This window comes from Pseudomonas sp. BF-R-26, from assembly GCF_019947395.1.
Taxonomy (GTDB): domain Bacteria; phylum Pseudomonadota; class Gammaproteobacteria; order Pseudomonadales; family Pseudomonadaceae; genus Aquipseudomonas; species Aquipseudomonas farris.
This window is the reverse complement of sequence record NZ_JAGYGK010000005.1, coordinates 17729-36559: the sequence shown is the minus strand read 5'-3', so window position 1 is coordinate 36559 and position 18831 is coordinate 17729. Positions and strand designations below refer to the sequence as shown.

The following is an 18831-nucleotide window of genomic DNA, read 5'->3' as shown; positions in this document are numbered from 1 at the left end:
TGTATACAAAGAGATGGGTGACTGCTGCGCAGTCAATCGCGAGCAGGCTCGCTCCCACATTGGATTCGTGGTGAGCCGGGAGTTTGTGCCCGATACATACCGTATGAGCTGCCGCAGGCTGCGAGTCAAAAGATCGCAGCCTGCGGCAGCTCCTGCAGGGGCCGGCGTAAGCTCAGCTGAGTTCGATACGATCAGCGTGAATGACGATCTGGCCGTTCTTGTACAACGCACCGATGGCCTTTTTGAAGTTGCCCTTGCTGACGCCGAACATACTGCTGATCAGCGTCGGGTCGCTCTTGTCGCTGACTGGCAGGGTGCCGTTATTGTCGCGCAACTTGGCAAGAATCTTCGAGTTCAGACTGGTGGCGGCTTCCTCGCCCACCGGTTGCAGGCTCAGGCTGATCTTGCCGTCGGCGCGGACTTCTTTGATAAAGCCCTTCTCTTCTTTACCGGCGCGCATGAACTTGAAGATTTCGTTCTTGTGGATCAGGCCCCAATGCTTGTTGTTGATGATTGCCTTGAAGCCCATATCGGTCGCTTCGGCCACCAGCAAATCAACTTCCTGACCCGGGGTGTAATTGGCTGGAGTCTTGTCCAGGTAGCGATCCAGACGCGCCGTCGCAGTGATGCGTCGCGTGTGTTTGTCGAGGTAGACGTGCACCACGACATACTCGCCGGCCGTCATCTGGCGCTTTTCTTCGGAATACGGCAGCAGCAGATCCTTCGGCAAACCCCAATCCAGGAACACGCCGATGCTGTTGACTTCAACGACTTTCAAACTGGCGAATTCACCGACCTGAACTTTCGGCTTTTCGGTGGTGGCGATAAGTTTGTCATCGCTGTCCAGATAAATAAAAACGTTGAGCCAGTCTTCATCTTCGCTGGGAATATCTTTGGGGATATAACGATTAGGCAGGAGGATTTCACCATCCGCGCCACCGTCCAGATATAAACCGAAGTTAGTGTGTTTAACCACTTGCAAACTGTTGTAGCGCCCGACTAAAGCCATGTCCAATACCCTCATTGCGTGGGCGGCATTCTACCCGGTTTTGCGGGCCGCGTTCGGCGGCCGGCCCGGTGGCGCAAGAAAATCCGTCGAAGGCCTTAATTTTCCTGGGTTTTGCCGTGTGCGTTTGGCCGCTCGTCAGGCCGTTCGGCTGCTCTTCCCCCTCGCCAGCCCATCCGAAAAACGCTTTTTCTTCACTTGGGTTCTTAGTTAAAACAGCAGCTTAGGGGAACATTGCGAATAATAACTTGCGATAGATTGCGTTTCTCCAAGGTGTATTTCGGGAGGATATTTACCAAGCAATTGTCAAGTATTTCCTGTACGATGCTTGGCCAAGTTAATTTCTACAGGTTAATGGCCGCCATGCGTGTAAAAGCATCCAACAGCAAAGCAAAGCCAGCTCCAGCCGTTGAAACCAGCGAATCGATCAACAACCAGATCGCTGCGTTCCTCAAGTCCGGCGGAGAGATCCAGCAAATTGCCAAAGGCGTCAGCGGCCAGACGTTCGGCCCGTCCAAGCAGATCACGCTGGGCAAGAAGTAATTTCCCCTGCGTTAACTGGTCCGTAAGCGCTTTGAGCTTCGAAGCGCTTGGACTGGAACCCTCCCGCAATACCCCATCAAACAAATCAATATTTCAAAAATCGACGAACGGCCCTCGATGCCGAACATTCGCCGGTATGCTTGCACGTGTCTGGATCAAGCGTTTCAGCAGGTTTTCAGTACCTGCTCCTCGCTGTTCATGGAGTGACGCATGTTCAAGCCCTCTCTTTTCCTGCTCGGCAGCCTGCTGTGGTGTTCGGTCGCCCATGCGCAAGTCTTTCAGCGCGAGCTGGGCGACTTCGATCTCAAACTCGCCACCACCCCCAGCCGCAGCATGGCCCAAGGTCTGGTAAAACCCTCGACGACCGGCTCGTTCCACGGTGGTCTCGACCTGAGCCACGACAGCGGCTTCTACGTGGGTCAATGGTCCCCCAGCATGGGACTGAGCCCGTCGAGCAACCTTGAAGTCGATTCCTACATGGGCTTTAAACAGCCTTTCGATCAATCCCTCGGCTACGAAGTGGGCATGATCCAATACAGCTACCCGAAAGTGGACACTCTCGACAGCCAAGAGCTTTTTGGTGGCCTGACCCTGCTGGGCAGTCGCTTCGGCGCGGCCTTCAGCAACGACCCGGACAAACAGAACAGCACCCTGTTCGCCGACCTCAGTGGCAATCAGCCGTTCGGCATCGGGATCAGCCTGAAATACACCACCCACCAACTCAACACACCGGTGTCCGTCGACGATGGGTATGTAGGCAGCTATACCGACTGGTCAGTGAAATTGTCCCGGCCGTTCATGGGCATCGATCTGGACTTGATCTACAGTGATTCAAGCCTGAGCGGCAGCGATTGTTCCGCCTATTCCGGCCACAATACCGAGTGCGACGGCCTGGTCACGCTCAAGGCTGCGCACAGTTTCTATTAATCAGCTGAACTGCCGGGCTCATCCCACAATCACACAAGAGAACCCAATTAGAAACCAGGTCTTCGCAAGGACTCGCCATGTCGCACTGGTGGAAACAGATAGGCGTCATCATCACCCTCAGCCTCACCGTCGTCGCGTGCAGCCGCGTAGGCCTGGCTTACCGCAACCTCGACGTGATCATTCCCTGGACGCTCAGCGACTATCTGGAAATGAACCACGAGCAAAAAGACTGGTTCAACGAGCGCCTCAAAGAACACCTGAGCTGGCACTGCACCACGCAATTGCCCGGTTACCTCGACTGGCTGGATCGTTTACAGGCCATGGTCGAAGCCAACCAGATCACCGACGCCGCACTGCAAACCCGCACCCAGGAAGCCAAACAGGCCATCGCCGAAACCGCCCGGGAAATCACCCCGTCGGCCATCGAGCTGTTGCAGGGCCTTGATGACAAGCAAGTCGCGGAAATGAACGACGCCTTTGCCAAGGACCAGCACAAACGCCAGGAGGCCTACCTCAAGCCGTCTCTGGAGCAACAGATCAAAGCGCGGAGCATGCGCATGGAGAAACGCCTGAATGTCTGGCTCGGCCCGCTCAGCCCAACCCAACAGCAACGGGTAGTGGCCTGGTCGAATGCCCTGGGTGATCAGAACAAACAATGGATTGGCAACCGCGCCCATTGGCAACAGCAATTCAGCGCGGCTGTCGCGCAACGGCAGAGCCCAGAATTCCCACAGCAAATCGAGACACTTCTGGTGAATCGCGAGAGCTTGTGGACGCCGGCTTACCGCGAGGCCTACGCCAACACCGAAGCCCAGGCTCGGGCGTTGCTGGTGGACATAATGACCGAGAGCACGCCGGTTCAGCGTCAACAGTTGCTGAAAAAGATTGAAGGCGTGCGCAAGGATTTCACTGATTTGAAATGCCTGAAAGCGACGCGGCAAGGCTAGAAGATCAAAAGATCGCAGCCTTCGGCAGCTCCTACAGAATTTGTGTCCGCCCGATGTTTAAGGGTGTACCCGATTTCCCTGTAGGAGCTGCCGAAGGCTGCGATCTTTTGCTGTCACCACAAAATCAGGCAATCTGCGCCTTCGACGCCACCTCATCAAACGTCAGCTCCTCCAGCGCATCCTCCTGTTCATCCAGCACCTGCCGCGGATGCTCATTACCCGGAATGCTGCTGTCGATCAGGCTCAATAAACTCGAGCCCCGAGGCGTCAAAATGTAGTTCTCGCCATTGCCACCCTGATCTTCTGGCCGAGGCTCGATATAGCCCCGTAGCAACAGTAACTTTTCGTACTCGCCAGCCACCGTTTTCAGGTGATCCAGATTCTCAAACGCCTCACCTTCCGACGCTTTCTCCGCCGCATACTGCTCGGCATAGGGCCGTGGGGTGAAACTGTGGCCAGCGCCGTTCTGCACTTCGTGCAGCAAGCGTTCAATCAAATCCCAGTTATAAGTCGTCATCCTGATCAACCTCCAGAGCCCGTGAGTGAAATGGCCTTCATAGGTTGTGACCGACAGGGAGGGCGGCCGTTCAGCCTGGTTATTTCGCCCTACCGACCGGCGGTATGTCGAATAGGGCGCAGGCCAAACGACTAGGCTGTGTAAGACGGTTTACCCCTCTGCGCGGATCAACTTTCGCCAAAGCATGCAGGAGAAATCACCATGAACATTCAGAATCATCCGGTCGTGTCCCGAGAAGATTGGCTCGCCGCCCGCAAACAACACCTGGCCCACGAAAAAGCCTTCACCAAGGAACGAGACAAACTCAGCGCCGAACGCCGCGCCCTGCCCTGGGTAAAAATCGACAAACCCTACCGCTTCCAGGGCCCCAAAGGCGAACTGAGCCTGGCCGACCTGTTCGGCGGCCGTAGCCAATTGATTGTCTACCACTTCATGTTCGCCGCTGGCTGGGACGAAGGCTGCCCAGGTTGCTCGTTCCTGTCCGACCATATCGACGGCGCCAACCAACACCTGGCCCACCATGACGTGGCCGTGGTCGCGGTTTCCCACGCACCGTTCGCCGAGTTCCAATCCTTCAAACAGCGCATGGGCTGGAAATTCGACTGGGTGTCGTCTGAAGGCTGCGATTTCAATTATGACTTTGGCGTATCAGCCCGAGCCGAAGACGTCACCGCGGGAAAAGCTACCTACAACTACGAAAAAACTGACGGCGCCGAGGAAGAACTCCCAGGGCTTAGCGTGTTTTATCGCAATGAAGCGGGGGAGATTTTCCACACCTATTCAACTTATGCCCGAGGTTTGGACCTGCTGGTCGGCGCCTACAACTATCTCGACCTCATGCCTAAGGGCCGTAATGAAGAGGAAATCATGGATTGGGTGAGGCATCACGACCGGTATGAGGACAAGGCACCGGGCAGTTGCTGTCATGGGGGATAAGGCCCGTTCTCACACGGTCCGAGCCACAGTCCCCGCGAACACCACAATCCCCTGTGGGAGCGGGCTTGCCCGCGATGACTGACTAACATTCAACATGGATGTCGACTGATGCACCGCCATCGCGACGCAAGCTCGCTCCCACAAGGTTGCGTCGAGTTCTGTAGGGCGCGTCCAGCTGCCCAGCTGCCGCTAGGAAAACGCCCTACAACAACCTCGGAATCAGGCGCCTTGCACCGCTGGAACGATGAAGCTTATAGTCCGCCCGTCGCCCAAATGGCGATTCAGGTTTGGCGACCTGATTATAGAGAATGCGAAGGCTATCAGCTTAATTGCAGGCGCCAACGCACCCGCAAAGCCGCTATTTTATGGCGGCTGTGCGCGGGAGATCTTCGGATCTGCCGGTTTCTCTGTACCGGTTCGCCAACCTGCGTACAGCTGCCACCCTCTCGTTTGGCGACGACTGAGTGACGGCATTAGCCAATCAAACAGAGATCTTCAAATGAATCGATACATGCCCCTCACCGGAATCGACCTGATCCCGGCCTCCCTGCTCATCGACACCCAAGCTCCTCTTGATGTTCTTCAAGCCATGGCCGACTACCGCATTCGCACGGTCACTCAGGTGCTGGAAAACATCGCCTTTCGCGCCGAGATCGGTTGCGACACGGTTGTACTTTCCGACTTTTCAAAACTGCTGGCCATTCCGTTGCGTGATGGCTGTGATTTGATGGATGTAATTGGCAGACGGCTGCGGGCGCTGGCTGCGGAGTGAATGAAAAACGGGCGACCTATGGGCCGCCCGATTTACATAGGGAATGCAAATAAATAAGCCTTACACTGAAGGCATGCTCGTCACGGGAATGCGTTCCTGAGGCTGCGTTATATCGTAAATATGCTGCTCACAGCGACTACCAACAAACTGAAACTCCACCAAATAGACCTTGCTTCTTTCCGGTGTGAAAGTGGTTTTGAGCGGACCGCAGCTGTAAGTATTGCCGACTCCCCCACCCTTTGAATAACCCGACACCTCGAACGGCTGATCGGCATCGGCCTGTACTTCCAGCTGCGGGAAGCGTTTAAGGGTGGCGCTGTTGGCTGCTTCGTTGAGTTTGGCAATCCAGCCGAACACCTTCCCCTGGCCTGAATCCACCACGGTTCCAAGCACTTCCATACGCGGGTCAGGATCCGATGCGCGGTGGATCGCGAACTCTACCGGAGCAGTTTTACCTGAGGCTTTCATGATGACTTTGGCGTGTTGCGCATCGACTGTCACCTTGTTCTGGCGCAGCTGGACACCGTCCTTCAGCAGGCTGGGTGAAGAGTCTCTGACGTTGGAATGGCAACCTGGTAATGCCAGAATCAGGGTCAGTGTTAGCAGTGTGGTTCTCTTCACGTCTAAATGTCCTTGAAAGCGTATGTTCGGCTGATGAAGAAACATTTTTAAAGCAGCGCATAATAAACTCTGAATTCACCGGAGGCAGACTTGGCCCAGCGCGTATAGAGTAAAAACGACAAAAAACGGGACAGAATTATTTCCAGCAAACTAACCTAGTAAAAAAACCGCCCCCTTTAGATATTTTACCCAATCATTCATAAATTTTTGCCGCACAAAGTATTTTCGCAAAAGTTTTCCAGCTTGGTGTAAATACCTCGGCATCACCTATATTTTTTGCATAAGAGTCAACAACTCTTACCCATGCTTCCATGGACTCTAAAAACTCCTCCAACGTTTTGTTCTCCCACTCCTGCGACGAACTCAACAACTCCGCCTTTAAGCTCCCTATAAAATCTGCCAAACTCTCCTTTGTTTGTACCTGATCGAAATCTTCTCCAAAATCCACCTCTTACAGACATCTAGAAAAATCGGATCAATTTATTATCTGGCCACCACCAAATAAATAAATTCATCCCTTCTCTCCCATCCTCTTTCCTCAACACCACTCATCATTAAAACTAAAAATAGTCCAACCAATCATTCGAATCAATAAACGTTTTTTTCATCAAATCAGGATATTTATTTTTAGCCAGCTCAACATACTCTGGCTTTAGATTAATCTCGATAAACGTCGAGCACTCATCTTCCAACGACAAAGCTTTCACTTCAAATACCGCATCACCCCCCCCAAAAAAAGAACCTATCACCTTGACCCGATGAAAAACAAAACTCTTCCCTCCTCCCAAAGGAGAGATACTATCTCGAACCGAAAACGCGATATCGGAATTCGCTATCTTTATCTTTTTACCAGATTCATATGGATCAGGAAACCGCTCTTCAATCACATACAACTCAGCATCAATAACGACAAGCCAGCCTGTTACCTCCACCAAATCCCTACTCTTTATCAACTGCTCTATTTGATCACGACCATACAATTCACTAACGTCCATAATCACTTACCTATCACGATAGCATTGACACCATGCGACATTGCACCATCCAAGATACTGGCCATGACACCACGTGGCCCGGTATATGAATCTCGCATCATATAATATGTCGCGCCTCCCTCCGTCCGAACACTATCAACAATCATAAAGTGGTAACCATTACCAGCTTTAACTTGCACGATCACGGTATTTCCGTTTTGCAGAGCATTATTTAACTGCCTTGGAAACATGTCTGTTTCTACAGTATTTCTAACACCTGCATTCGAGATTACTCTAGAAAGCTCGGTTGTGCTAACACCGGTGGGCCTGATCCCATTCGCAAAACGTCCAATAGCATCATCCAGACTGACGGAGGTCCCTGTAGCATCGGTGATCGTCATCGCCGCACACGCTGGGCCGCATACAGGTTGATCCCCCTGCCGAACAACTGAACCACTTGGCTGATACTCTATCGTTTTAGGTGCAGTAATAGTGTTGCCTGCACCGTCGACAACCTTCGCGCCAAGAGTGAGAATCGGGGACAGACCACGTTTAAATCGAATGAGCCCTGCCCCACCCTCAGGATAAATGTGGTCTGTCCCCGTTTATCCCTGGTGCAATACAAGCTGCCGCCCCATGCAGGTCTCTTCAATTCCCAACTTCTTGATTTACCGTAAGAAAAATCGGGGATTTCTCAGGGTCTGTCCCCGTTTATCTCGTATCTCGTATCTCGTAACTTTCCTCAGGCAAAAAGAAATGGGCCGTTAACCAACAGGTAGCCATCGATGCGACGAACAGCATCAGAAGCTCAATGATATAGTCTGAGTACTGAGCCCCCTTAATATTTTGCACCACATTCGAAATAAACAACAACACCCACGATGTCGCTATACAACTTCCCAAAAAGGAAACCACCATACAGCTACGCGGTGTTTTGTTGACTTTAATTAATGCAATCGCCAATGCGTAACCCAGAAACGGCAGAAAGAAAGCTAACTGTATGAGAAGAGGGGTCAAAAACGGCATTAACAGCAATTCAGCGCCCCTCACCGAACCCAACAATTTTGGATTACTCACCAACTCGGCGAGCACTGCTACTGTTCTGATAATTCCAGCAATGAATCCAAGTACTAGCGGACAAAGAAAAAAAGCCAGAAAAACTTTACGACGTGGATAAATGACTCCACTCATGGCACACAACCTTGACTCTTAGAGTATCCCAGTAGTTTGCAACCAAATTCCACCCGAGATTTATAGTCCAAAATAGACACCCCACCATTGGCACCAACAATGGAATCGGGCCAAATTGAAGTATCAGTAGCTAGCCTTCCAATATTCTGAAAAATATTGTGCCCCTCCAAAAATCTTTCATGAATTGACTGTAGTAAAGACTGCTCGGTCTTTAATTGATTTATATCCCAAGCAACAGGATCAGTACTGACTTTATTGAATAGACCCTTGAAGTTATCGAACCCGCCATTGATCAGTGCATCACCAGCCGCTGTACGCCAGCTATATACTGGAGCCAACAACCAACCCAGACCAAAGGTTATGTAAGATGCATTTCCATCTGGGGAAATCAGGGAGGGGAATCAGGGACAGACCACGTTTAAAGCGAAAGAGCGCTGCCCGGTCCTGAGGATAAACGTGGTCTGTCCCCGTTTATCCCCCGTTTATTTGTATCTGAAAAACAACACCAGCACAGAGCCGGTGCTGGAGAACCTCTTCACTAGACAATTAACTTAACTCAATTGATTTTAGTTGTCCCTCTCCATCACACAAGATAACTACCGTACCGTATGGACAATCTAATGTTATTACTCTGTTCTTGTACTCTTCATCAACAACCCCAGATATTCTTCGATTAAGTTTATCAAATCTAATTTCCAAAAAATAACCTTCTCCGTTATCTTGATTTGGCAAGGCATCTTTATTTCCTTGCGCGGACAAGATTTTTTGAATTTCCTCAATATGGATTGAAGCCATAAGTCCTCCGCTAACTCAAGGTAATGGGACGAAATCGCCCTTACCTAACAAATTTTTAACTTGATTAGGCCTAATTGGACCAACCGAAATAATCTTCATCTCGTCTCTTGGCACAGTAATTCGGATTAGTTTCCCTTCAACCTCTTGAATCACATTGATGTGCCCTGTTCTTGAGTCCATGAACCGAGTGGCGCTCGGGTTATTGGCGAGCCTCTGCAAAGCATCAGCATCAAGCTTGCCTGCAAGCTGTCCCATCCGAGGGTCGCTGAGCTGACCAAATACACGGTCTGCAATTGAGAAGTTTTTTTCTGACCCTGCAACGACTCTTTCTGCTGCACCAATAGCTGAAGTACCGCTCAACACCCCGCCCGCTACACCCGATTCCTGCCAAAACGTTTGCTTCCAAGGGTCGTACGCTACACGATCATCGGCGTGATTAATATCTTGGAAGTGCTCAATAATTTCCCGTTCTTCGGGACTGATTTTTTTTGTCCCGAGTAGCCAATCCAGCGCCGCTGAGCCAGATTGGGCATCCGCTAGTTGTTCTGCGCAGGCCTTCTCGCCGCTTTTTTTGCAGTCGTATAGCGATACCCCGGTCTGACCGTCACTGACCTTCTGATATTTGTCTTTTACACTTGCGCGGCAGGCTGCTGGATCAGGATTGTAACGACAGCCAATCAGCTCACCTTCGAGTTTCTCGACTTCGACGTGCCCCAAATAGTTATTGGCAGTTGCTTGCCCCGTGACCCAGCCGGCCACTTGCTGATCTTTTTCGCTTCCTCCAGCAGCTGCGGCAACGGTCATGCCGAGTAGCTGCGAAGTCATCGCCAAAACCTGATCGTGTACTGCGCCCGGAAAAACCTTTTCGCCCACTGTAGTGACGAAGGCTTCGTTGGCGCCCGCTGCCAACGCGGCGGTTCGGAAGTCACCCCCCATCGCCTCGGCAATCAATCCACCAACGAGAGCATGAACGGCAATTTTGGTAGGCAGGCCCTCGAAAACCAGATTGTCACCGACAGTTTGGTAGATAGAAGCGGCCAAATAATTCGCCGCCAACTCAATTCCACCCTCAACCAAGTTGTCTTTGAAACTGCCTCCCTGCAACCCCGCGTTTACTACCATCCGCATCGGGATGCTGTTCCCCGCAAGCGCACCGGTAAGTGTCGCCGTGGCTATGCCCTTTAACGTTTCACTGGACGTCATATCTTTAGTCACAGCGAACAAGTTGCCTTTGTTGTTGACCGTGCTAACTGCGGCTTGGCTGACGGCAGCCTGGAACGCTGCCGTTGCGGCGTAACCAGCAACAGTGCCTAATGCTGAGGCCGTTCCTGCCGACGCACCAGCAGCAACTGCAGCTGCGCTCGTCGTACTTGCAGCTGCACCGGCTACACCCGCCGCCGCACCGGCCGTCAATACCGTCACAATGATAATGATCACCAACATCGCGCCCTGCCCCAGGCCCGAGTGGCTGTACTTGAAGCTATCGTGAACCTCTTTCACCTTGCGCCAATCCACATCCCCACGCGTCTCGGCGCCTTTCAGCCACGCCAGTTGCGGATCGGCCTGCACCATTGCATCAATGGCCTGACTCACCGATTTCTGGTCGATCTGCTTGATATCGATCTTCAGGCCGTCAACCGCCTTGATTACCAAATTGCCTTGAGCCACCAGTTGGCTTTGACGCAAGGTCTCATCGGTATTGCCTTTACCCTTGGCGCTGGTCCACGCCAGGCTGTTGCTGCTCTTGATATGGCTCTCATCATGCAGGTCCTTCACCCCTTCAAAAACGATCGCCCCACCACTGTCTAGGATGATGTCCTTACCACTCTCCAGCTTCGCCACCTGATACCGCTGATCCCCACCGCTGACCAACGTCAGGTTGCCCCCGGTGGTGATTGCACTGCCGATGTTTTTCACATCGGTGACTTCATCGCGCTGGGTTTTCTCGGCGCCGAAGCCGCCCTTTTTCTTCATGTCATACAGCGTGTAGTCGCGGTCTTGCGCCGCCAGCAGTTCGAGCTTGTCACCCGCCACCAGATAGGCCTCATCCCCGGCGGTGACCTTGCTTGAGATCAGCGTCATGTCCTTACCCGCGCTCAGGGCAACGCTCCCCCCCGCGGTGATCTCCGTGGACACCTGACTGACGTGGTCTTCCTGCTTGGTGACACTCTCGGTTTTTTCGTACGAGTGCTGTTCATCCGCAGCCGAGGCCAGGGTCAAGTCGCCAACCGCACTCATGCTCACATCGCCTTTGGCATCAATCTGACTGGCAATGGCGGTCAGGTCGCGACCGGCGGTAATGGTCAGGTCGCGACCCGCGGATACTTGCGAGCCAAGCTGCGTCACCGACGCATCGTTATGATCTCGACCATCGGTGATGCTGTTGGCCACCTGCGCCGACACGATGTTCACATCCCGGCCCGCTTTTATCGTCAGCTCACCCCGGCTGTTGACCACGCTGCCGATGCTGTTGAAGTCGCGCCCGGCACCGATGGTCAGGCTGTTGGCCGCTTCGATCCGCGCCGCGCTGTCGGCAAAGCCCTGGGACCAGGACCATTGGCCGTTCTGGTCGTCGTAACTGCTGACGGTGCGTTCGTTGATCACGTCGCCCCGGGTGGTGCTGAGCGCGACGTCCCGCCCGGCGATGATGCCGCCGGCCTTGTTGACCAGGTCGTTGCCGGCCTTGAGCGTCAGCCGTTCACCGGCTTCCACCAGGCCGCTGTTGACCAGGTCGTTGCCAGCGGTGGCCGACAGGTTGTTGGCGGCGCGCAAGGTACCGGCGTTGTTCAGGTCCTTGCCGGCGATCAGGGTGATGTCGTTGCCGGCAATCAACGCGCCATTGGCGGCCAAGCGGTTGTTGGCATTGGCCAGGTAGAGCACCGGCACCAGCACTGGCTCGCCGTTCACCTCGGCCGTTTCCATCCAGACGATGTCGTGGGTCAGGGCCGCGACTTGTTCGGCGGTCAGGCTGACGCCGAGCGCCAGGTTGAGTGCCTGTTTGCTGGCGATGGCGTTGTTCATCAGGTATTTGAACAAGCCCTCGTCGCTGGTCTGGCCATTGATGAAACGTTGGCCGGTGCGGGCCACCACGGCCTGTTGCACCAGCCGTTGTTCGAAGAGGCCATCGCCCAGGCGTTTGGCGCTTTTGTCCGGGTCGTAACCGAGGTTCGACAGCAGGTAGTCCGAGCTCATGAATTGCTTGAGGTCGGTGAGCACCGGGTTGGTTTCGATCAGGTATTTCTGCGGTTTGGATTGAACGCTGTTGGCCGGTAAGCCCTGGACACGGTTGATCGTGACGGCGCTGGTGGCAGGTACCGTTTGCTGCCGTTGTGTCGGGGTGATGCTTGCACCGCCCAGGGTCCAGCTTTGCGGACCGTTGTTGGCGACGCCAGAGGTGGTGCCCTGCGTGCTGAGACGGAACAGGCCGTTTGTACCTTCCGGTATCACGAAGCCCGGCAGCGTCAGGGGATCGACACGCTGTTGAGCCAGGTCCGGTGGGAGTTGGCTGTTGAGGTGGACGATAAACGGGGTGGTCGCACGTAGGGTACCGGTGGCGTCCACCTTGCTGTCGCTGGTGACGATGGGCGCGTTGACCGTTTGCACACTGTTGTTGAGAGAAGTCGAAGCATTGATGGTGGTATTGCCGCCGGACTGAATGACGGCGTTGATGCTTTTACCCGTGCTGGCGGTTTGCGTGGCCGAGAAAACCCCGTATTTGGTGACGGCTTCAGGCACCGGCAGGTTTTTCGACGGATCGTAATCAGGGTTGAGCTCGGTGCTTAATCCGCTCTCCTGTTGGTAGAAGTAACCGCCATCGGCCCGCCGGTATAACGGCACGTATTCGGCGCTGTACTTGTTGTATTCATTGACCGCACCGCCCGGATCGATCAACCCCAGGTAGATGCTTCCCGGCTCCTGGTCGGCCGGATTTCTGTAGTGGCTGCGATAGGTAATGGTCTCCAGGTTCACACCTTCATTCTTGAAGGTATCGACCGTGATGTTGATGTTGTTGGCAGCCGATACCGAGCTGTATTGATTGAGGAAGCTCGATCCCGTGACATCGAGATTGCCTCCGGAGGTCAGGAAGGCCGACGGCGAGTCTTGATCGACCGTGCGCTCATACACTTCGGTGACGTAGTACCAGACGTTCCACTCGTCCGAGCAATGGCTGCAGCTGTGGGTGATAGTGCCATTCACGCGTTGCTCGGTGAGGGTCAGCACGTCCTTGCGGTTGCTGATTGAAGTTGCCAGCAAGCGCATGTCAGCGATCGCCAAAAACAAACTTAGCAAGCGATCAGCCAGCAACCTGCCGGAGGATCAATGGAGTTCATCGAGAATCGAGGCCACTTACAAGCAGCGTAGGCAGATAGAGGAAGGCTTCAGGGATGTAAAAAGCGGGCACTTGGGCGTTGGCGTGACTCGCCACCGGAGTCGCTGTCCGCGCCGAATCGAAGTGCTTTTACTGATCTCGGCTTTGGCCCATTACATCATTTGTATAACGGGGTTGCAGGCCCGCGAAGCGGGTCATGAACACCGTTTTCAAAGCAATAGCCTTAAACGCCGACGGGTGTTGTCGCTGTGGCGACTGGGTTTGGAATACTGGCGCAATGGACGCGGCTCAAGCTCTCGAAAAACCTTGGAGAGACTTGAGCGCGCGTTGCGAGCCGAGGTACATCAACAGGCGCAGGCGCTGGAGTAGATTTGTGGGGATCCCTCAGGGTCTGTCCCCGGTTACCCCGCTATTCCCCATAAAAAGGCTGACAATGTTTGATGCTATCCACATTAATTACTAATGGGGAGCTTATTGACGTATCTTTCCTTCAGCCTTTCAACTGAAGACAAAACTCCTTTTTTCTCATCAGGGGCATAATTAGAGTACACATCAGCAGCCATACCCATCAAAGAAATATAGTCAGACACTGAAATACTTGAAGTCTCTACTTCTCCTAAAAAGAAGCTAACCTCATCAAATTCTTTAGGTTCATCCCAATCTTGATCAAGACAGTAGAAATATCCTTCTCCTACACAAAAACCGAACCCTCTCGAGGCCTCATACAAGAAGGCGGGAAAATTAGTTTTTTCTCTAATTATGGCCGCCTCCATCAGCCCATACAGATCCTCATATTCAAGACCTGAAGAGCCAAAGACCTCTCTAACCTTTTTCAACCAAGTCAAATTATTCATTAGTTCCTCCTTGGCGGCATAGTTATGAAGGAGTTTGTTATTTCTCCGGTTTTGCTGTTCCGTGTGACTTGGAAATAATACCCATCAACCTGAATACTAGCCTCTCTCAGTGCTGGATTGGTGTTAAAGACGGTCTCAGCCTGGACCGCTGCGCGACTAGACATGTCCGCAACCTTACTATCCGGCAAAACCTTTGGATCATAGGTTGTCTTGGTAGATATAGGTTTATAGCCACCAATTAGCTCACCTTTTGTATTAGCTCTAGGCAACTGATAGCTGTACTCGACAACACCTGGGAAGCGAACATCCGTAATTTTGTTGGAAACCTTCGCTCCAGTCATCTCAACTGACTCTAGGAATGCATCGTTGTTGTGTGCACCAGAGATGGTGCCTGCCTTGCTATTACGCACTCCAATTTGAGTGTTATGCCCAAGCACTGACTCATTGAAGCTCTTCGGAAGAGTCGAGATAGCAGGGACATCAACCGCACCAACTCCTTTTGCACCCCCTACTTCTCCCAAGCCTTTCGCTACAGCCGAGCTTCCCCCACCTATCGCCTCGCTCGCAACCCCTTTTCCAAAAACAGATCCCAGGACCTTACCAACCCACGCCATTGGCAAAGGCACGAGCGACCCGACTGCCAAGGCATCTTTTGCCGCCTTCGTGTTTCCTGCACTGATCCAGCGCTGAGTTTCTGGATCCTTCAGGTCAATGCCGGCCCCGCTTGCAACACACGAAGCGTCACCACAAGGCAGGAAGCGTGGATTGGCCACCACCGTCTTGCCGGTGTTGTTGAGGTTCTGCGCGCTCAGGCTCACATCACCGTTGGCGTTACGGCTGGTGTCAGCGTTAACCCCGGCCTCGATGACGCCGTTGTTGGTCAGCACACCGCCGGCGCTCAGGGTGATGCTGTCCCGCGCGGCGAGGGTTTGCTGGTTGCTCAGGTTGCCTTGGGTTTGAATGTTGACGGTGCCAGCGTAGACCGGTCCCTGAGCGTCGAGACTGGCGGCTTTGACGTTCACTGCCCCCGTAGCAGAAGTCTGCGCGAGGCTGAGATGCCCATTGGCATCGAGCTGGATATCCCCGCCACTGGCGGCCAGGTTGCCGTCGAGTTTCACCCCGACCCCGGCTTCGGTGCCCACCAGTTTGATCGCCCCGGCGTACATGCCGCCGAGGGCCGAGGAGTCGATGGCCAGTTGCGGTTTGGCGCTGCCGTCATCGGCACGGGCGGTGGCGTTGAGGCTGTCGGCATTGACGTCGTTGCGACCGGCGACGATGGTCAGGTTGTTGGCCTGAATCTCGGCGTTGATCTTGGCGCTGCGAGTAATGATTTCGAAGCGGTCGACGTTGTTGGCATTCAGCCCGGCACCGTCGATGGCAACGCTGCCCTGATCGACCTGGAAGCGATCCAGACGACCGTTGTCCAGCACCGGTTTGCCGGTGGTCAACGTCACGCGCGGGGTGTTGATGAAACCGCAGCCGTTGCAGCTGATGCCGTAGGGGTTGGCGACAATCACCCGCGCCGACTGCCCCGCCACTTCGGTGTAACCGCGCAACTGGCTGGGGCTGCCGCCGACCACTTCGTTGAGGATGGTTTGTGCGGCGACTCCGTTGGTCAGGTTGGGGTTACCGACAATGATCCCGCCCAATTGCGTCGCGCCGGTCTGGTTGGCGACGTTGTTGAGGATCACGCCCTGGGTGCCGACGTTGTAATCGTGAAACTGGTTATGCGACAGGCCGCTGCCGTTGGGCGTGGCGATTTGGACGATCGGCACCCCATTGCCCGCCTGCCCGAGACTGGTGCCCGGCGAGGCCACCACAATCCCCTCGGCCTGCGCCCACATCGGTTGCCAGAACATGACGTTGGCCAACAGGAACGCCAAACCGCGCTTGGGCATGCCCCAGAAGTGCTCACAGTTTTTGACGGCAGCAGAAGGCTGACCAGCCAGAAAGGCCAGTTGACGAACGTCCATGATTTGAATCTCGTTAAAGCAGAATTTAGAGGAAGAAATCCACGCGGAAATAGATCGGCGCTTCACGCTCGGTCAGGGTGTCCGGGCGTTCCAGGGAATGGGCAAAGGTCACGCTGGCGGCCAGGTGCTGACCCCGGGCAAACAACTCCACCGAGTTGCTCGACATGCGCCCGTGCTGATCGCCGTTGTAGCGGTCGCCACGAATCACGCCCTGGTCATAGCCGAGGCTGGTGCCGTATTCAGCGAACACCGGGCGCAGCCATTCCAGGGTCACCGGGCGGCTCCAGCGCAGGTCGTTGCGCCAGTAGCCGCCGCTGTCGCCAGACAAGGACTGGTCCTTATAGCCACGGATCGACGACTGCCCTCCAAGGCTGGTGCGCTGCGGGCTGAACAGCACGTCTTCACTGCGCTGGCCGGTCATCAGGCTACTGAAACTGAAGGACTCGCCCCACAGTTTGAACGGCTGCAAATAACTCGCGGTGGCGGTGTATTTGCGGTAACGCGCGTCCGGCTCGCCGGGGCCCGGATGACCGTTGCCCTGAGCGTCGAACGCACCGATGCCTTCCTGCATGCCCAGGTCGAGGTTGACGAATGCGCTGCCGACCCGCCGACCGTGGTTGATGCCGAACTGCGCTTCGCTGATGCGGTTGCTGCTCAGCTTGAGCTTGCTGTCTTCGATGAAATTGTTGGTGCGCAGGTACGAGACACCGGTGCTGAGGGAGGTCTTGCTCAGGGCGTCGCGATGGATCACCCGCTCGGCGCGTAGCTGATGGTTTTCGCTGTCGCCGGTCTGCTTGAAATTGAAACCGTTGGCCTGCGCTTGCGAGCGGTATTCGCTCTGGCTGTAGGTGTAATTGAAATTCCACCAGCCCCACGGCACGCTGTAATTGAGCATCGCGTTGTTGGAGGTGTGCTGGTGATCGGTCATCGCATCGTGACCGCCGCGCAGCATCAACTGATCGGCCAAACCGAGCGGGCTGTCCCAATCAAACGTCGTACCCCACTGCTGCTCGCCGGTGCTGCGCTGGCCGTCATTACTGCGGGACAACCCGGCACGCCACGGTTTCTGCGGCGTGTTCTTGACCAGCACTTCGCTGCCGCCAACGTTCTTGCCCGGCGACAATTCCATCTGCGCCTGATTCGACGGCAAACGGTTCAGCTGATCCACCATCTGCTCGATTTCCCGCAGATTGACCAAGTCACCACTCTTGCCGGGGAAAGCCATGCCCAGTTCGCGGTCCGACAGCTTGCTACCCTCCGCGCCCTTCAACCCTTCGAGCCGGCCCTCGACCACCAGCACCTTCAAATGCCCACCGGACAAATCCTGCTGCGGCAAATAGGCACGGCTAGTGACCAGGCCTTTTTCGATGTAGTGATCGGTGATGACTTTCAGCAACTCGTTGAGCTGCGTGACACCCAGGCACTGACCGATATAAGGCTTGAGCAGACGATTTTTATCGCTGTCCGAAAGACTGTCGGCGCCTTTGAGCTCGATGTCCTTGATGGGGAAACAAGGCGCGTCGGCCGGGGCCGTCGGTGGCGTGGGTTTGGCTTCCTTGCCGGGTAATTCCTTGAGTTCTTCGAGACGCCGCCGCTGCTCTTCGAGCAAGCGATCCTGACGTTCGCGGATCAGATCGGTTTCACCGGGGGTGGGGGCGGCGTGAGCAAGATTTAGCGGAGAAAGGCACAGCAAAGCCAGGCACAACCTCGCCACGAGGGCGGGTGGGTACATGTTCGATCCCTTGAATGGAGAGTGATAGCATAATGGTGGCGCGATATTAGATGGCCATTATTCTGGCGTCAATGAATGGATCCGTTTGGGGGTGGGGGTCGATGAGCGGTAGGGGGTGTTGCGCTTGCCTTTTGATTAGGCATTTCTTGGCATGGTGACTGTGGCGATGGCGGAGTTGACAGAGGAAATGAAAAAACGGGCGACCTATGGGTCGCCCGTTTTAAATTGCGTGTACGACTAAACAAGTCCTCTGCGCGCCCTTACTCCCGACGGGACACCCTTTCGCGCCAATTTTTCCTACGGTAATTTCACCGTAACGACCTCATCTGAACCTTTAGGCAGCTCCAGAAGGTACTTCCATTGCTCAAGGATCTTGCGCCATTCCTGCAAGGTAAACTTGCTCTCCGGTTGTCCGATCCAGTCGTCATTGACCAGAATATCGACCTGTACACCCGAAGCACTCATGTTCAATAGAACATCATTTCCCCCTGCACTGATTGACTCCTCAGTCCCCTCTTCGATTGAGGTGAGATATCCCAGCAATCGATCACAATTTTTCGGAGTTTGAGCGATTGCCCCCAGCACACTGCAGACATAAAGGTCGTAACGTTGCGCATCCTCCTGTTCAGAAGATACCTCGGCTACGTCATGGAAAACCTCCCCCACATTGGGGTAGGTTCCCCCTGAGGAGTGATAAAACTTTAGTTCCATTG

The 18831-nt window shown here is 54.4% G+C and carries 17 protein-coding genes and 2 pseudogenes; 6 read left to right on the top strand and 13 right to left on the bottom strand.

Going from position 1 to position 18831, the window contains the following annotated elements; translation table 11 throughout:
* Nucleotides 1-172: 172 nt before the first annotated feature.
* Nucleotides 173-1009, bottom strand: coding sequence for a S1 RNA-binding domain-containing protein (locus KGB18_RS07965; RefSeq protein ID WP_030131899.1), 837 nt, complete (start codon nucleotides 1007-1009; stop codon nucleotides 173-175).
* A gap of 351 nt (nucleotides 1010-1360) precedes the next feature.
* On the opposite strand from KGB18_RS07965, the gene KGB18_RS07960 reads away from it, so the two are divergent.
* The 3 genes from KGB18_RS07960 to KGB18_RS07950 all read left to right on the top strand — a co-directional run bounded on the left by KGB18_RS07960 (nucleotide 1361) and on the right by KGB18_RS07950 (nucleotide 3423).
* Nucleotides 1361-1549, top strand: a complete 189-nt coding sequence (locus tag KGB18_RS07960; protein WP_017337097.1) for a hypothetical protein — start codon at nucleotides 1361-1363, stop codon at nucleotides 1547-1549.
* Nucleotides 1550-1759: 210 nt separating this feature from the next.
* Nucleotides 1760-2476 (top strand): TorF family putative porin, encoded by a 717-nt coding sequence (locus tag KGB18_RS07955; RefSeq protein ID WP_123723019.1) that lies wholly within the window; start codon nucleotides 1760-1762, stop codon nucleotides 2474-2476.
* Between the two features lie 77 nt (nucleotides 2477-2553).
* Nucleotides 2554-3423, top strand: coding sequence for a DUF6279 family lipoprotein (locus tag KGB18_RS07950; RefSeq protein ID WP_123723018.1), 870 nt, complete (start codon nucleotides 2554-2556; stop codon nucleotides 3421-3423).
* Nucleotides 3424-3547: 124 nt separating this feature from the next.
* On the opposite strand, the gene KGB18_RS07945 is transcribed toward KGB18_RS07950, so the two are convergent.
* Nucleotides 3548-3940, bottom strand: coding sequence for a transcriptional regulator (locus tag KGB18_RS07945; protein WP_123723017.1), 393 nt, complete (start codon nucleotides 3938-3940; stop codon nucleotides 3548-3550).
* Nucleotides 3941-4141: 201 nt separating this feature from the next.
* On the opposite strand from KGB18_RS07945, the gene KGB18_RS07940 reads away from it, so the two are divergent.
* Nucleotides 4142-4876, top strand: a complete 735-nt coding sequence (locus KGB18_RS07940; protein WP_123723016.1) for a DUF899 domain-containing protein — start codon at nucleotides 4142-4144, stop codon at nucleotides 4874-4876.
* 499 nt (nucleotides 4877-5375) lie between these two features.
* Nucleotides 5376-5648, top strand: a complete 273-nt coding sequence (locus tag KGB18_RS07935; protein ID WP_123723015.1) for a hypothetical protein — start codon at nucleotides 5376-5378, stop codon at nucleotides 5646-5648.
* Between the two features lie 60 nt (nucleotides 5649-5708).
* On the opposite strand, the gene KGB18_RS07930 is transcribed toward KGB18_RS07935, so the two are convergent.
* The 7 genes from KGB18_RS07930 to KGB18_RS07900 all read right to left on the bottom strand — a co-directional run bounded on the left by KGB18_RS07930 (nucleotide 5709) and on the right by KGB18_RS07900 (nucleotide 13120).
* Nucleotides 5709-6269 carry a hypothetical protein gene (locus KGB18_RS07930; RefSeq protein WP_223569662.1) on the bottom strand — a complete coding sequence of 187 codons (561 nt, stop codon included), beginning with the start codon at nucleotides 6267-6269 and terminating at the stop codon, nucleotides 5709-5711.
* A gap of 193 nt (nucleotides 6270-6462) precedes the next feature.
* A complete protein-coding gene (locus KGB18_RS07925) occupies nucleotides 6463-6717 on the bottom strand; it encodes a hypothetical protein (protein ID WP_123723013.1) in 255 nt (84 codons plus the stop codon).
* 112 nt (nucleotides 6718-6829) lie between these two features.
* Complete coding sequence (locus KGB18_RS07920) at nucleotides 6830-7264, bottom strand: hypothetical protein (RefSeq protein ID WP_223569661.1); 435 nt, start codon at nucleotides 7262-7264, stop codon at nucleotides 6830-6832.
* A gap of 2 nt (nucleotides 7265-7266) precedes the next feature.
* Nucleotides 7267-7644 (bottom strand): hypothetical protein, encoded by a 378-nt coding sequence (locus tag KGB18_RS07915; RefSeq protein ID WP_187326504.1) that lies wholly within the window; start codon nucleotides 7642-7644, stop codon nucleotides 7267-7269.
* Nucleotides 7645-7954: 310 nt separating this feature from the next.
* Complete coding sequence (locus tag KGB18_RS07910) at nucleotides 7955-8434, bottom strand: hypothetical protein (protein ID WP_123723010.1); 480 nt, start codon at nucleotides 8432-8434, stop codon at nucleotides 7955-7957.
* 546 nt (nucleotides 8435-8980) lie between these two features.
* The gene (locus KGB18_RS07905; RefSeq protein ID WP_123723009.1) at nucleotides 8981-9229 is read right to left on the bottom strand and encodes a hypothetical protein; all 249 of its coding nucleotides are present in this window, start codon (nucleotides 9227-9229) and stop codon (nucleotides 8981-8983) included.
* Between the two features lie 15 nt (nucleotides 9230-9244).
* Complete coding sequence (locus tag KGB18_RS07900; protein WP_223569660.1) at nucleotides 9245-13120, bottom strand: DUF637 domain-containing protein; 3876 nt, start codon at nucleotides 13118-13120, stop codon at nucleotides 9245-9247.
* 376 nt (nucleotides 13121-13496) lie between these two features.
* Here KGB18_RS07900 and KGB18_RS07895 point away from each other — a divergent pair.
* Nucleotides 13497-13928, top strand: a pseudogene (locus tag KGB18_RS07895) (transposase); the annotation flags it as partial.
* Nucleotides 13929-14011: 83 nt separating this feature from the next.
* Here the strand turns inward: KGB18_RS07895 and KGB18_RS07890 are convergent.
* From KGB18_RS07890 to KGB18_RS07875, 4 genes and pseudogenes are all read right to left on the bottom strand, one after another.
* Complete coding sequence (locus KGB18_RS07890) at nucleotides 14012-14413, bottom strand: hypothetical protein (RefSeq protein WP_123719228.1); 402 nt, start codon at nucleotides 14411-14413, stop codon at nucleotides 14012-14014.
* A 764-nt stretch (nucleotides 14414-15177) separates the two neighbouring features.
* Nucleotides 15178-16386, bottom strand: a pseudogene (locus KGB18_RS29995) (filamentous hemagglutinin N-terminal domain-containing protein); the annotation flags it as partial.
* A gap of 25 nt (nucleotides 16387-16411) precedes the next feature.
* Nucleotides 16412-18118, bottom strand: a complete 1707-nt coding sequence (locus KGB18_RS07880) for a ShlB/FhaC/HecB family hemolysin secretion/activation protein (RefSeq protein ID WP_223569659.1) — start codon at nucleotides 18116-18118, stop codon at nucleotides 16412-16414.
* Between the two features lie 297 nt (nucleotides 18119-18415).
* A complete protein-coding gene (locus KGB18_RS07875) occupies nucleotides 18416-18829 on the bottom strand; it encodes a hypothetical protein (RefSeq protein ID WP_223569658.1) in 414 nt (137 codons plus the stop codon).
* Nucleotides 18830-18831 lie beyond the last annotated feature (2 nt).